The 12482-nt window shown below is 57.6% G+C and carries 15 protein-coding genes and 2 pseudogenes; 9 read left to right on the plus strand and 8 right to left on the minus strand.

Translation table 11 applies throughout. From position 1 onward, the window contains the following. Positions 1–100: 100 nt before the first annotated feature. Entirely contained in the window at positions 101–385 is a 285-nt protein-coding gene (locus CIT26_RS15945; protein ID WP_095493473.1) for a DUF982 domain-containing protein, read from the minus strand. 363 nt (positions 386–748) lie between these two features. After that, the gene (locus CIT26_RS15950) at positions 749–994 is read right to left on the minus strand and encodes a hypothetical protein (protein ID WP_095493474.1); all 246 of its coding nucleotides are present in this window, start codon (positions 992–994) and stop codon (positions 749–751) included. Positions 995–1503: 509 nt separating this feature from the next. Here CIT26_RS15950 and CIT26_RS15955 point away from each other — a divergent pair. Beyond that, positions 1504–1788 carry a hypothetical protein gene (locus tag CIT26_RS15955; protein WP_095493475.1) on the plus strand — a complete coding sequence of 95 codons (285 nt, stop codon included), beginning with the start codon at positions 1504–1506 and terminating at the stop codon, positions 1786–1788. A 220-nt stretch (positions 1789–2008) separates the two neighbouring features. Here the strand turns inward: CIT26_RS15955 and CIT26_RS15960 are convergent, their stop codons facing one another. Next, a complete protein-coding gene (locus CIT26_RS15960) occupies positions 2009–2359 on the minus strand; it encodes a hypothetical protein (RefSeq protein WP_095493476.1) in 351 nt (116 codons plus the stop codon). A gap of 444 nt (positions 2360–2803) precedes the next feature. Here CIT26_RS15960 and CIT26_RS15965 point away from each other — a divergent pair. After that, positions 2804–2983 (plus strand): annotated as a pseudogene (locus tag CIT26_RS15965) (hypothetical protein); the annotation flags it as partial. Between the two features lie 74 nt (positions 2984–3057). Next, the gene (locus CIT26_RS15970) at positions 3058–3495 is read left to right on the plus strand and encodes a recombinase family protein (RefSeq protein WP_206072772.1); all 438 of its coding nucleotides are present in this window, start codon (positions 3058–3060) and stop codon (positions 3493–3495) included. A gap of 96 nt (positions 3496–3591) precedes the next feature. Here CIT26_RS15970 and CIT26_RS15975 read toward each other — a convergent pair whose 3' ends face one another. Then, positions 3592–3978, minus strand: a complete 387-nt coding sequence (locus tag CIT26_RS15975; RefSeq protein ID WP_095493477.1) for an ATP-dependent DNA ligase — start codon at positions 3976–3978, stop codon at positions 3592–3594. A gap of 747 nt (positions 3979–4725) precedes the next feature. Between CIT26_RS15975 and CIT26_RS15990 the strand changes: the two genes are divergently transcribed. Both CIT26_RS15990 and CIT26_RS37650 read left to right on the plus strand, forming a co-directional pair. Continuing rightward, a complete protein-coding gene (locus tag CIT26_RS15990) occupies positions 4726–4920 on the plus strand; it encodes a hypothetical protein (protein WP_095493480.1) in 195 nt (64 codons plus the stop codon). A gap of 290 nt (positions 4921–5210) precedes the next feature. Further along, on the plus strand, positions 5211–6251 hold the full coding sequence (locus CIT26_RS37650; protein ID WP_245319457.1) for a recombinase family protein: 1041 nt from the start codon (positions 5211–5213) through the stop codon (positions 6249–6251). Between the two features lie 867 nt (positions 6252–7118). Here CIT26_RS37650 and CIT26_RS16010 read toward each other — a convergent pair. The 3 genes and pseudogenes from CIT26_RS16010 to CIT26_RS16020 form a co-directional block, all read right to left on the minus strand. Continuing rightward, positions 7119–7710: pseudogene (locus CIT26_RS16010) on the minus strand (recombinase family protein); the annotation flags it as partial. Between the two features lie 118 nt (positions 7711–7828). Further along, positions 7829–8011 (minus strand): hypothetical protein, encoded by a 183-nt coding sequence (locus CIT26_RS16015; RefSeq protein ID WP_095493482.1) that lies wholly within the window; start codon positions 8009–8011, stop codon positions 7829–7831. After that, positions 8008–8199, minus strand: coding sequence for a hypothetical protein (locus CIT26_RS16020; RefSeq protein ID WP_095493483.1), 192 nt, complete (start codon positions 8197–8199; stop codon positions 8008–8010). The genes CIT26_RS16015 and CIT26_RS16020 overlap by 4 nt, the downstream gene beginning before the upstream one ends. A gap of 341 nt (positions 8200–8540) precedes the next feature. Between CIT26_RS16020 and CIT26_RS16025 the strand changes: the two genes are divergently transcribed. From CIT26_RS16025 to CIT26_RS16045, 4 genes are all read left to right on the plus strand, one after another. Beyond that, entirely contained in the window at positions 8541–9467 is a 927-nt protein-coding gene (locus CIT26_RS16025) for a manganese catalase family protein (RefSeq protein WP_095493484.1), read from the plus strand. A gap of 525 nt (positions 9468–9992) precedes the next feature. Then, positions 9993–10370, plus strand: a complete 378-nt coding sequence (locus CIT26_RS16035) for a hypothetical protein (protein WP_245319450.1) — start codon at positions 9993–9995, stop codon at positions 10368–10370. A 163-nt stretch (positions 10371–10533) separates the two neighbouring features. Then, on the plus strand, positions 10534–11043 hold the full coding sequence (locus CIT26_RS16040) for a YciE/YciF ferroxidase family protein (RefSeq protein WP_095493485.1): 510 nt from the start codon (positions 10534–10536) through the stop codon (positions 11041–11043). A gap of 123 nt (positions 11044–11166) precedes the next feature. Next, positions 11167–11364 carry a hypothetical protein gene (locus CIT26_RS16045; protein ID WP_095493486.1) on the plus strand — a complete coding sequence of 66 codons (198 nt, stop codon included), beginning with the start codon at positions 11167–11169 and terminating at the stop codon, positions 11362–11364. Between the two features lie 159 nt (positions 11365–11523). On the opposite strand, the gene CIT26_RS16050 is transcribed toward CIT26_RS16045, so the two are convergent. Next, a complete protein-coding gene (locus tag CIT26_RS16050) occupies positions 11524–12447 on the minus strand; it encodes a glycoside hydrolase family protein (protein WP_095493487.1) in 924 nt (307 codons plus the stop codon). Positions 12448–12482: the final 35 nt, after the last annotated feature.

Here is a 12482-nt window from a genome sequence, read left to right on the forward strand (position 1 = left end):
GGCACGCTGATCAGCCCGGCCCCCATGCCGGAGAGCGCGGCGACCAAGCCGTCAGCTACACCACTCCCTGGGACACGATCCGGCGAGGGGCGGCATCACCTCACATCAGATCTTCAGCAACCCCGTCGAATTTCTTGAGGCCTACGCTTGGAGGCTTTTGCTTAAGAAGTCCCTGTTCAGTTGCGGCCGCCTCGAAGGCAGCGAACGCAGCTTGTTGGCTGCAATATCCGGCCAGGCATTCCTCGATCATTCGGATTGCTTCAAGTCGGGACGGCTTGTCCATGGATGGCCATGGTTGCTGAAGCGCTTTCGCAGCGTCGGCTATCGACGCGACCACCATCGGCCTGTGATTCAGGTAGATTGTAATCGGGACAAACGCCGTCATTTTTGTCGCTCACCAGGATTGAAGGCGGTTAAACGCGAAGACACGGCGGTGGTTGCATCATCATCGTGAATTCAGAGCGCCGCTGCCCGATGCGATCGAGGCTGAACACGCCTTCGCTCGGTGCCAACACGCAGGGGCTGCACGTCCGACGAGCCTTGATCGTCTCGGTTCCAAGAACGACGACGCCCGCGCCCCCGGAGGGGAAGGACGCGGGCTGGTCGGAGGGGACAATCCGATCTCGCAGCATTCCTATGTGCACAGGAAAATATTACTGCAAGAGGCGAACGTCTTGCCCGTGCCAGTGTTCCATACGGAAACAAAAAAGCCCGCTGCACCTTAGAGCGCGACGGGGCGATCAAGCGTTCACCGAGCGCGGGCTTTGATGACCGGCTCCTCGCGATTATCGAAAGCCACGAACAGGCCCAGGGCAGCAGCGACTTCAACGATAGCCTCGGTTAGATGGTCGTCGCATGCGGTCAAATCAGGGGCAGACTGCCGAACGTGGTTTAATGCGGCTTTGACCGAGACGGTGTCCGCCCGGTCCACCCTGTTGAGGATTGCGGCAATCGCCTGATCTAGAACTGGACCGACCCTTTGGACGATGCTCATCCACCTTCCCCCCCGGGAACGCAAGGAACCAACAATAACGTGTCCGAGGCCGGAATGCAACCGACGCGCGAAATCGTACCGAATTGGGTGCGGTGCTGGGGCGCAACACAGCGATATTTGGCAGGAACTTCCGAGCGGGAAGAACCGACCGACCGACCAATTGAAACGGGGGCGTGACCGCACTTGCCGCGCCTCGATCAAAGCAGTTCCTTCTGATGCCTATGGGGCTGATTCAGTGCGGAGCCGCGCCCGCAATAATATATCGATAGCCGTGTGTCGTCATCCAGCTGGCGCGGGCGAGATGCGTCTCCAAGCCCTGAATGCCCCGCTCAGAATCCTTCTCGGGATTGATATGTGGAACGATGCTGGCGACCGCGAGCGCGGCTAACGCAACGGCCGCTAATATTACTCAGCCGACTGGAGAAGATTGGATATCAGGTCCTCTCCCTCCGCCAGATGCCATTGATTTGCTTGCATAATATGTGTTTCTGAACAGGCAACAAGTATTGATGGAAAATGGCGTTACTCCGGACAGCCATCCTGGCGTCTACGAGAACGTCGCCCCCGAACTTTACCTGCCCCTCGTGTCTGCGGTCATGCCCATTCAAGATGCCATCGATTTGACCGAGTTCTTGGCTGATATGACAAAAAAGGTTTTTCGGTTCCGCGCAGTGCCTGAATATGTGTCCGGCGACATTGACGTCGCAACCATTACCCGCTTTGAGAATTTCCGTTGGATAAAGCGTAAGCACTACTATCCCGAACACCTGAATAGAGAGGTCGACCATGTCTGACCAGCTACGTCCAGAGAAGGAAATTGTAGGGCATCCGCAGGATTCTCGTCTCCAGATGTCAAAGGAGACCGAGCAGCGCGTCATCCGTGAATTTCAATCGCCGTTCCCAGACAAGGAGGAACGGCGCTCCGAGAGCTTGCTCTTGAAGAATGCCTGCTGGGACAGGTAAGAAAAAGCCCGCTGCCGTGAGGCAGCGGGCTCTGGCCCTCATTTGGGCGTGTTAGAACCAGCGATCCCGGCGCTGGTCGCCGGCCACAAGAACGAGGCCCAACAGCAAGCCTACAGCCGCGCCCAGTATGAAGGCTGACGATACCGTGCCAGGATTTTCTTGAACGACACCGGAAGCCGTAGACGCCCTGTTGCGAAGTGCTTGCGTTGTGCGAGACGCGCTATCGGCCGCGCTCTCATACCAACCAGTGGCTTCCTCGACCACCTCTTCAGCGCGCTCCGCCAGCGTCCGATTGATCTTGTTGATCTCGCGCTTCAGTTGCGCAACCTGCTTCTCCAAGTCTTTCTGAGCTTCGCGTTGCGTATTCCTCGGCGTTGCGGCTTCGTTCGTGTCGTCGACCATTGTGATCTCCTTTGGTGGGCCTCAACGGCCAGCCGCGGCGTAAGGTTCCTCGGCGAAAAAAGCCCGCCACCGTGAGGCAGCGGGCTGGCTGTTCGCGGGCTGTCAGGCGGCGTCTGGCTGTCTCATTTCTGCCAGCTCTAGGGCCTCGATCGATTGCCCAGCCATCTGTCCGCAATTCGCAACAACTGCGCTGCGAGCAAATCACGAAGTGCATCGATGGCTGGTATTTTACTCCTAAGCCGGCCGGATCAGATGGCTCCGGGATAACCTGATCTTCGGTTGTCCGGTATGTGGCATCACGATTGTCCACACTCACGCCGACATCGATAAGCTCTTCAACGAGCGGATACGATGGCTGAACGAGCTTGCCGACCAAGGGAAGATGAGCGTCGTTAAGCCTGAAAATCTGCACCGACGCTCGCCCTCGGACTGAACGGGTTATCAATGACGCGCTTATCCATTGCCGAAGAGCTTGAAAGCGCCGCCGATCGCATCGCGGACATGTCACGCGCGGATCTGCAGATCATCCTGCGGCGCGCTGCATTGATGCTTCGAAACGTCTCCGGCGTGCCGCTGGAGCCCGCAACGGAGGACGCTCTCAACTCCATCGCGGCTGAAATGAAATCGGCCGGAACGCCGATAGGCTTCTGAAAGATATTTCGTGTCTCTGGGATTGGTCAAAATACCAGGGAGACATCATGAATCTTGAGTTGCAGACAGCGCCCCGCATCCGAGCGGCGCAGTACATTCGCATGTCCACGGAACATCAACGTTATTCCCTTGGAAACCAGGCGATGGCCATCGCCGAGTACGCCGGGCGGCGCGGGTACACCATAGTCCAGACCTACCAAGACAGTGGAAAGAGTGGTCTGAGCATAAGGGGCCGGGACGGACTCAAGCAGTTGCTCGCCGATGTCGTGACCGGCCAAAAGACCTTCTCGGCGATTCTCGTTCTGGACGTCAGCCGCTGGGGCCGCTTTCCGGACACGGACCAATCCGCGCACTACGAGTTTCTCTGTCGTGATGCAGGCGTCGCGGTGGAGTATTGCGCCGAGCAGTTCGAGAACGACGGCAGCATGGTGTCAGCCATCCTCAACAACATGAAACGGCCGCGAGCTTTCTGCAAAAGTCTCTAGAGCGCATCTGCAGCAGGCGCGCCTTAGATTCAGCCAGGGCGGGCCCCTGCCCTACGGCGTCAGGCGGCTGTTGCTGGATAAAGATGGGGAGCCCCGCTACCTCCTCGGCTCTGGAGAACGGAAGGGACTCAATACGGACCGTGTTCTCTGCAGGAGATCGAAGGCGACGAAATAGAGGTCATGCTGGCGACGGGTAATCGCCCTCCGCAAAGCAGCGAAATCGGCGAGACCAGCTTCATTCGGAACGATAATCTCCCCGTCGATGATGGCGCTTTCGACAACGAGCCCTTTGGCCGTCTCGACCAAATCGGGATACTTCGCCGTCCAGTCCATCCCGTTGCGCGTGAAGATGCGCGTGCCGGCTTCGTCGATGATGATCTGCGAGCAGTAGCCGTCGAACTTGACCTCGTGGATCCAGTCGCCTCCTTCTGGAGGCTTGTCCACCAACGTCGGCATCAACGGCTCGACAAACTTCAAACGCATGAACGGCACTCACGAGACCGCCATTCAATCCTTCTGGTTATATTAGGTTCCAGAAACAAACGGTGCGGGCAACAAAACCGCATGGACTAACGTTGCGCTTGATCCGTTTGAGCAGACAGGAGGATCAAATGGGCGAGCCGGAACAGGATTTGCCGAGAAACTCCGCGATCGCATCCGAGAGAATGCCGCAAAAGACCGCAATGAACGGGCCGGTCTCAAGCTAGTGCGCATGGCTATTGAACAGACATGCCCTGTCGGCGTGCTGCCGAGCGAGGAAGCAGTTTTGTTGCTATACGGCCCCGAGCCGATCCACGAGGGCGAGGCTCTTGCGAAGTCCATAATTGAGACGGTGGAAAGGCTGAACCGATGAACGTCAAACGGCTCGCCTATGCCGACCGGCACCTTGCGACTAGCGTTTCCTGGTCAGAAAGCGGGCTTCTCGCATAAGCGACGCCCAGTTGTACCCCAACAAGGCGATAAGATCGCGAGCCTGCTCTTCGGTTATATGCGCCTCTTTGACCAAGCGCCGAACGATCAAGTTGTCAGGCCCGCTGGGTGTTTTGTGCGGCACGTCGGCCATTTGCAAATCCATCTAGCAGCGGCAACGCGACCATCCGGCTATGGTTCCGTCGCTAAATGACTCGCTAATGATCATTAAAGGCGTACAGTGTGCAAGTCGTCCGCCTTTTGCGGCACTCGGACGCTTGGTAGCCAACTTCGGTGCTTCCGCCCTTGGGAGAAACTGAAATGGCAGAAGACCATTCAGACTTTCGGATATCGGCTTTCGAATGCGATGTCCTGCGAAACGCCTTCAAAAAATCGGTCATCGATGAGAGTATCCCCGAGTACCGATGGCGGTCACACGCCATGCTTCTGGTGCGCGAGTTGACCGACCACGAGCATGTCGATTCAGAAGCGCTGGACTGGCTTGTGCGCAAGTAGGCTCCAAGCAGGCGGACGCTAACCTGCGCTAGCCCCTCGACATCGGAAGCCCGCGCCTCTGGCGGAGAGCGCGGGCTCGATCGGGTTGGGGCCCGATCTGCAGCGGGCAAGCCGGGAGCGCCCACTGCTCACAGAAAATCATTAGAACCTACTAATGTTCCGGTTACGAACGCGGGCGAATCTCCAGCGCCGGGTCGACCTGGACATCGCTCCCGTCCGGAACATGTCGCCGAGGCAATTCCCGCAGAACTGGAAGCCATTGGCCTGCATGATCAGTTTCCCGCCTGTTGATGCCGGTAATCGGCGTTGGACGGGACACCCTTGGTTTGAGCGCGAACGCCGGCTCGGTTGTCGAGCGGCCCGCCAAGGCTGAGAAACGACAACACCAGCGTGTCAGCCTGGATAGCAGGCCGGCTCAACCGTGCGGGGATAGACGCCCGTGGGCCGGCCATCGCCTTACGGCGAAGGGTCGTCAGGTTGATGCGCAGATCGGGCCGCTTGGCCTTCTCGAATTCGCCGTCGGTCGCGATCAGGGACCGCCTGAGAGCATCGCATTCGAACAATTCGGCCCGTGCCTGCTCAATGAGGCCATACACCTTTTTCCAGCGCTTCGAGAGGTCAGCGGCCTTTGCCTTGGCATCCTTGCCAAGCGCTTCGATATCGATTGCGGCCTCGTCTTGAGCAGCCTTGGCGCGGCGTGTTTCGGCGCCCTCGATCGCCTTTTCGATAAGCTCAATCTCGGAATTGCAGTCCGAGATCGACGCGCGAACCTCGCCAAGGTCGCCATCGCCGAAAATCGCCTTGTCCTCGCAGCCGCCCTCGCCCTTGCCCGGCAGCTCAAATGCCCGGTCGTTGTGGCCAAGCTCGATCGCCTTTCGCGCGATGTCGCCTTCATTGCCGGACTGATGGTGCAGCGGGTGCCGTTCATCGTCGCAGAACTCGGCGCTGATGCCGACCCGTTCATGCTGCATCTTTACGCCGCCTTGGCCGAGAAAGAACGGCGATTGATCTCGGAGCGCACCAAAGCCGCCCTCGCCTCGCGCAAGACCAATGGAATGAAGCTCGGCAATCCGACCAACACAGCGGAAGCTGCAGCGAGAGGTCGGAAGAACTCGATCCGGGAGGCTGACAGATTTGCCCAGACCGTGCTGCCGATCATCATGTCCATTCGGCGCTCTGGCGTTACCAGCCTACGGGGACTGGCGATCGCCTTGACCAACCGCGGCGTTCGCACAGCGCGCAATGGCCAATGGCAGATGTCGAACGTTCGCAACATCGGATCGTCTGATCCGGGTTGGCGATCTGGACATCATTCGTCATGCAGTTGCTGACTTTCATGGCAACCTCCTTTGTTGGAAAAGACCCGCCGCCAAGCCTCGGTGATATCCAGGAGGTGATATCCAGGAATGGTCGTCGGCCGAAAACGTTCCGCGAATCCGGCAGAGTCCGAACGACATGCCGCAGCCAAGCAGTCCGGACGGCGCGCCGTCGCAACAGAGCAGTACAGCATTGTGGTATTTGCCGATGTGTCAGGTGAACTCGCCGGGCCGTCGGCATTGGCACCCGGCCACTAGGTCGACCGTCCGACCGGCGCGGCCGGAACAAATGGGATCGACGCCGGTTAACTACTATCGAAGGGACCGCAACCGCAAAGGACGCGGGAAAATGTTTGAAATTTATCGCCTCGAAGTGGCCAAGGCCAGACAGGGTGTAAAACGAGCCGAGAACTCTCTGAAGCGCGCGAATGAGTTGCTGGACGAGGACGGTGGCGTCGCCCTTAATCTCGCGTTGTGCGGCCGGATAAGGGCCGAGCAAAGGCGCGTGATCGATGCCAGAGAGCGACTGACGAAGATCGATCCGAACAGCACGGACAACGTGGGCTGAGCCTTCGGCCCGTTGGAAGGCATGACCCCGGACTGGCCCGAGCCTATCCACGAGGGCGAAGCACTCGCGAAGGCAATCATTGAGACCGTCGAAAGGCTAAACCGGTAACGGCCTATGGAAAGAAAGCCGCGCCTCTGGAAGCGGACGCGGGCTGATCGGAGGACACCGATCGCAGCATCGGTCTGCGAGAACAAACCGGTGAGCAGATGAGGTTGCGTTATATTGGAAATGCTTCGCCGCCGCGGCGCCTGAGCGGCGAGAAGTGTCTGGGCCTCTTCGAACGTGGCTGACGTGACGATCGGCTCGTGCTCTCCATCGTAAACCTGATCCTTGTGCCTGATCCTGCCGATGTAGATCGGGTTCGAAAGAGGGTGGTAAAGGTTCCCGCGACCAAACGGCATGGTGACGGCAACTGATTCGTCTTTGCGTTGTCGCGACCGCGTCGAGAGCCCCTCACTCGCAGCCTCGTCGACAAGATCCCGGACCGACTTCAGTGTGAGATAGCGGGCGAACAGATGTCTGGCTGTTTGTGCTTCGATCACCAGCTTACGATTGTCGACGCGATAGCCCAGAGGCACCACGCCGCCCATCCACATGCCTTTCTTCTTTGACGCGGCGATCTTGTCGCGGATACGCTCTGCTGTGACCTCTCGCTCGAATTGAGCGAACGACAAAAGCATGTTGAGGGTGAGCCTGCCCATCGAGGTCGTGGTGTTGAATCGCTGCGTGGGACCGAAACGAAGGAGACGGAGCTGCCATCGAAGATCTCAACGATCTTGGAAAAATCCGTCAGAAGGCCGCACAAGCTTCGCGCTGCGCATCGAGCGAATTGAACTCCTGTTCCAATCCCTCTTCGGTCGATTTGCGAGTGTAGATGGCACAGTTGAGCCGAGGGGTCGTCGTCATAGTCCAACTGCGCTCGACGCGCTAAGAAAAATTACTGGCCGCGCGCTTGTCGTCCGACACTCGCAAAGTCATTGGTTCAGGTTGTCGACGAACGGTAAGGCTAAGTGTTCAAATTTGCCTACGATGAGAGCTTCGGCGAGTAGCTTCGCTCTGGGTTGGCATTCGCCATTCCGGCAGCGAGCCGCTGCTCACGAAGACGCGCGGTTTTCGCTTCACGATGACGCCGCTCTGTCTCGAGCGCGAGCTTCGCCTCGCGGTCGGCCCGCTCAAACTTCTCCTTGTCGACGCGCCGTTGAGTCATCTGCGGATTATCCTCATGACTAGCTCGGGATCAATGTTGATCGACCTGGTCAAATCGCCAACCATTCTCTCGGCAACTTCGGCCCACACATGTTCAGGCAGCCCTTCAGCCACCATAGCCTTGAAGGCACCCTTGATGACCGAATAGTCATGAGCAGAAACGGCGGCGCATTCCTCGCGTTTGTCCATCGCGGAACTCCTTTTAAGGGCGGGAGTACGATGTTCACTCTCAAGCACCGGCGCCCGTTCGATTTGCCAGCGACTCATCCACCGTGGGCCCTAAATGCCCGTCGGTCATTTGCATTTGATGTAGTATCCCGGCGTCACGCGTATTTGCGAAGAAGCTTGGCGCGGCCTCCTTCTGTACGCTCCTAGCCGGCCTGGCCGATGCCGAATTTAGCGTCGAATCTTTGCAGAACTGCTAGTCAGAATTCGTCAATTTGTAATCGACCTTTCGCCGCGACGGCTGCGGAACAACTCTCATGCGGGGAAGTTGGGCTTCACTGAACTCTAATCAAAGGAAGCTCCAAATGTTTTTGCGCGTGGACAAGTTACAGATTGAACTACCCGCTCCTACCCAGGTGGATCCCAACGCGGGTGCCGCCCTGCAAGAATTGCTCGGGGGCAAATACGGTGAAATGTCGACCCTGGGAAACTACCTGTTCCAAAGCTTCAATTTTCGTAGCAAGTCGAAGCTCAAGCCCTTTTACGGCCTGGTGGCAGCAATAACCGCAGAGGAGCTTGGTCACGTCGAGCTCGTCAGTAACGGCGTTGCCATGCTGAACAACGGCCCTGACCTCGAAGGCGCGGATGAGAAGGACGGCGGGGACATCTCAGGCGCACCTTATGAGGCAATGAAGGACATTCGCCTGGCTGGGGCATTCTTCTCCAATGCCGGCGGGGCCATGCCGATGAACAGTAACGGTTCGTCCTGGAACATGGATTTTGTCACGACGACGGGAAATGTCATCGTTGATCTGCTCCATAATTTCCACCTGGAATGCGGGGCCCGACTGCACAAGCTGCGGGTCTACGAGTCCCTAACTGATCCGACCGGCCGTGAGGTTTGCGGCTATCTCCTCGTGCGGGGTTCGGTTCACGCGCACGCCTATGCGCTGGCAATCAAGAACCTGACAGGCGTTGAAATCGAGAAGATGCTGCCGACTCCAAACATCTATCTCGGAAACATTCCGGAGTGCCAGAAATACCTTGATGAGGGTTCGCACCGACGGCTCTATACATTCAGTCCGGAGGACTACAAGGACATTGCCGGAATATGGGGACAGGGCGAAACGGCGCTTCCCGGTGACCCGCCCGGCGAGCTTGAAGTCATCGAAGGTATGCCTGATGGAGGTAAGATACACCAATTAAGCGGCGTGCCTTCTGCCTTCACTCCAGACTATGCACCCGAAGAAATGATGGAAATTGCAGCCAAGCTCTACAAAGCTTCGCGCTGATTTCTTGGCGCGGCCTAAAACGGCCGCGCGTTTCACCGGACACCGCCATTCGCGCCAAAGTAGAAGCGCACAACAACATGCAAAGCATGGATGCGACCCGCGCTACTCGCGAGGCTTAGGAGCATCAGGGGGAATCGTCATGTTTTGGCCATCGGACTGGTGCGTCTTGTCGTTCACCTGGCCTCGGCGCCTCGTCAACCCAATTCCGTTGCGCGGCCTCCGTTTCCAGCGGCATCCTGAGAAAATCGGTCAGAGGGATCAGCACCCTCTTCGCTGGATATTTGGTAGCGCCGGTTTCCCGAGCATTGTTATGGTCAGCCATCGTCTCGCTCCATTTAGAAGATGGACAACAACACCAGCGCTGTCGTCATTAGGGCCAGTCACCCCTAGTTCCCGCTAGCGATTGTTGGATCCCCATTAACGTGGGTGCGGCCACTCAAGATAGGTGCTGCCGAATTTCATTTCGCAAAGGAACATCTTCTCGGCTTGCACATGGGCTCACAGAGCAAATTAGGAGGTCGCGGAATGGAACTCGTGAACGCGGTTGTGCGTCGAAACGCTTCGAACCATGTGGTCGAATTTCTGGGCGAAGGCGGCGAAGCCGTCAGTGTAACGATGGCCGTTGGATATGTGGCCAAAGACGACAGTGAACTAATCGAAACTGCCAAGCAGATGCTTGTTCAGGTCGTGGCCTTCAACCGACCCGAATTCGGTTCGGCGGCACCCGAACACAGCGAAGCTGAAATCTACACCTTCGAATATCAGGACAACGGCATCATCCGATTGATGCCGGGCATCTCGTTACCAAGTCTGCAAGCAGTTCAGGATGAGGTAAACCGCTCGGCCAAGGATCTTTGGAAGGACGCGCTTGACAAGGGGAAGCGCCAGTCGGATGGGCCGTGAGGGCGCGTGACTCTCACGGCGACATAGTGGCGAAGTGCACCTACGAGGAGATTCAACTGCACGAGGCCTAAATTTACTTCCGAGGGGAACAAGAGTGCCGAGCGACTGTTAACCGGCGTCTCGTGCGCGACGAGGCCGCAACAACAACAAAAAGGAAAACGCTATGGCGACGACCAAGGTATCATCGAAGGGTCTCAACGACCTTTTTCACGACACGCTGAAAGACATCTATTTCGCCGAGAAGAAGATTCTAGCGACCCTGCCAAAGATGGCCAAGGCGGCACAGAGCAGTGAGCTCAAAGCAGCATTCGAAAAGCACCGCGGCCAGACTGAGGAGCACGTAACTCGTCTGGAGGGAGTTTTCGAGGCTATTGGCAAGAAGCCAGTCGGCAAGACCTGTGCTGCCATCATGGGTATCACCGAGGAAGGTGCCGAGATAATGGAAGAGTATAACGGCTCGCCATCGCTTGACGCGGGCCTGCTGGCGGCGGCACAGGCTGTCGAGCATTACGAAATCTCGCGCTACGGCACGCTGCGGACCTGGGCGTCCGAACTCGGACTTACCGAGGCGGTCAATCTCCTCGACTTGACGCTCAGCGAGGAAAAGGAGACCGACGCAGCTCTGACCGAACTTGCCGAGTCCGCGGTCAACGTAGCGGCAGAAGCCGCATAGGGCCGGCAGGTTTTCCCTCATTCCTGTCCTGCCCAGAGCCCTGGTGGTCGATCACCAGGGCTCGCTCCACACCACAAATCATGGGCTGGCACTCCATGCTGTGCCAACACAAAGGAGAACGAGATGGGCTTTTTTGGCAAATACTTCTCTGGCCTTGTCGGTAAGAAGCAAGCCGACAAACAGCGGAGCGGCGACATGCGTCAGGCCACGGGTGCCGGCCCTGCGATAGCGGCCCATTCGAAGGACGCTAAGACAACGGCCACCACTGGTCAGAACCCAAACGCAGCGAAGAAGAAATCAACGAGTGACGATAACAGCTAGGCTCCCAGCATAGAAATCGCGTTGCCGGCGACCGAAAGTATGAGGTTGCTCAATTACCCAGTAGGCTCGGGCTATCGACCACGCAGGTTTGTGAGCCTATCGCCAATCATCGCAACGATCGCGAAGAGGGGAAGCGAGGGGCATTGAGCTCAAGATAGGTCACGCGACTTGCGATAGAACTTCTCCATGTAAATCGCATTTAGCGATCCCGTAGCGCCAGCGGTGGTTCGTCGCTTCACGACGGCACTGATAGAATAACATCAGCTGACGTCCTTCGATCATAACCGTCGAATGTCCATTTTCGCCAGGCTCGCCGGGGTCGAGCACCGGCCCAACGGTTAGATACGGACCTTCGACCCGATCAGCGATGGCGAAGAAAACACGCTGCCGGCTGCCGCGGGGGCCATCCGGAAGAAAGCAGGTGGCGTTTAGAAGGATACGGCCGTCCGGTAGCTCAACCAGTTGGGCCCCTTCGATGCCCCATTCATAGTCTGGGTGCTGGCGCGAATTGTGGTGAGGCAAGTCCATATGGTCGAGTATCTTGCCTACTCGCTTCCATGGTCCGAACCATGAGTCAGACTGGCTGCGGACAAGATAAATGTCTGGCTGCGGCACTTTTGTAAATTTTGGCATGCCTGAGTAGACGATGTAACGCTTGCCGCCAATTATCGCCGGATGCGGGTCGTAAATCCCGTCTTCATCGGTATCTGGCAAGGCGACAATCGCTGAGTTGAGAACCACCCACTGAAAACCATCGTTCGAAACAACATGCTCACAGCGACCGCCGGATTTCATGAATTCCGTCTGGATGAACATATGAAAGACGCCGCTCTCATGAATCACTCCCGGCGCTGCCACGCCTGATCCGCTTACCGGCAAAACGGTCGGCTCATGCTCTAGCCACGGGCCGTAAAGGTCAGGAGCCGTGGCATGGAGAATCCTCCAACTTTCGCTGGTGACGGTGCCGCTCGAGCCGAACATGTGCCAAAGATTCCCGTCAAACACCGGACAGGGATCCTTCACATCATCAACAGCGGCTGGATGAAACAACGGGAAGACGTTCGTTTCAAATTTGATCGACATCGATCCCTCCAGCAACCAATTCCCGCGTCATTCTC

This window comes from Mesorhizobium temperatum (genome assembly GCF_002284575.1).
GTDB classification, from domain to species: domain Bacteria; phylum Pseudomonadota; class Alphaproteobacteria; order Rhizobiales; family Rhizobiaceae; genus Mesorhizobium; species Mesorhizobium temperatum.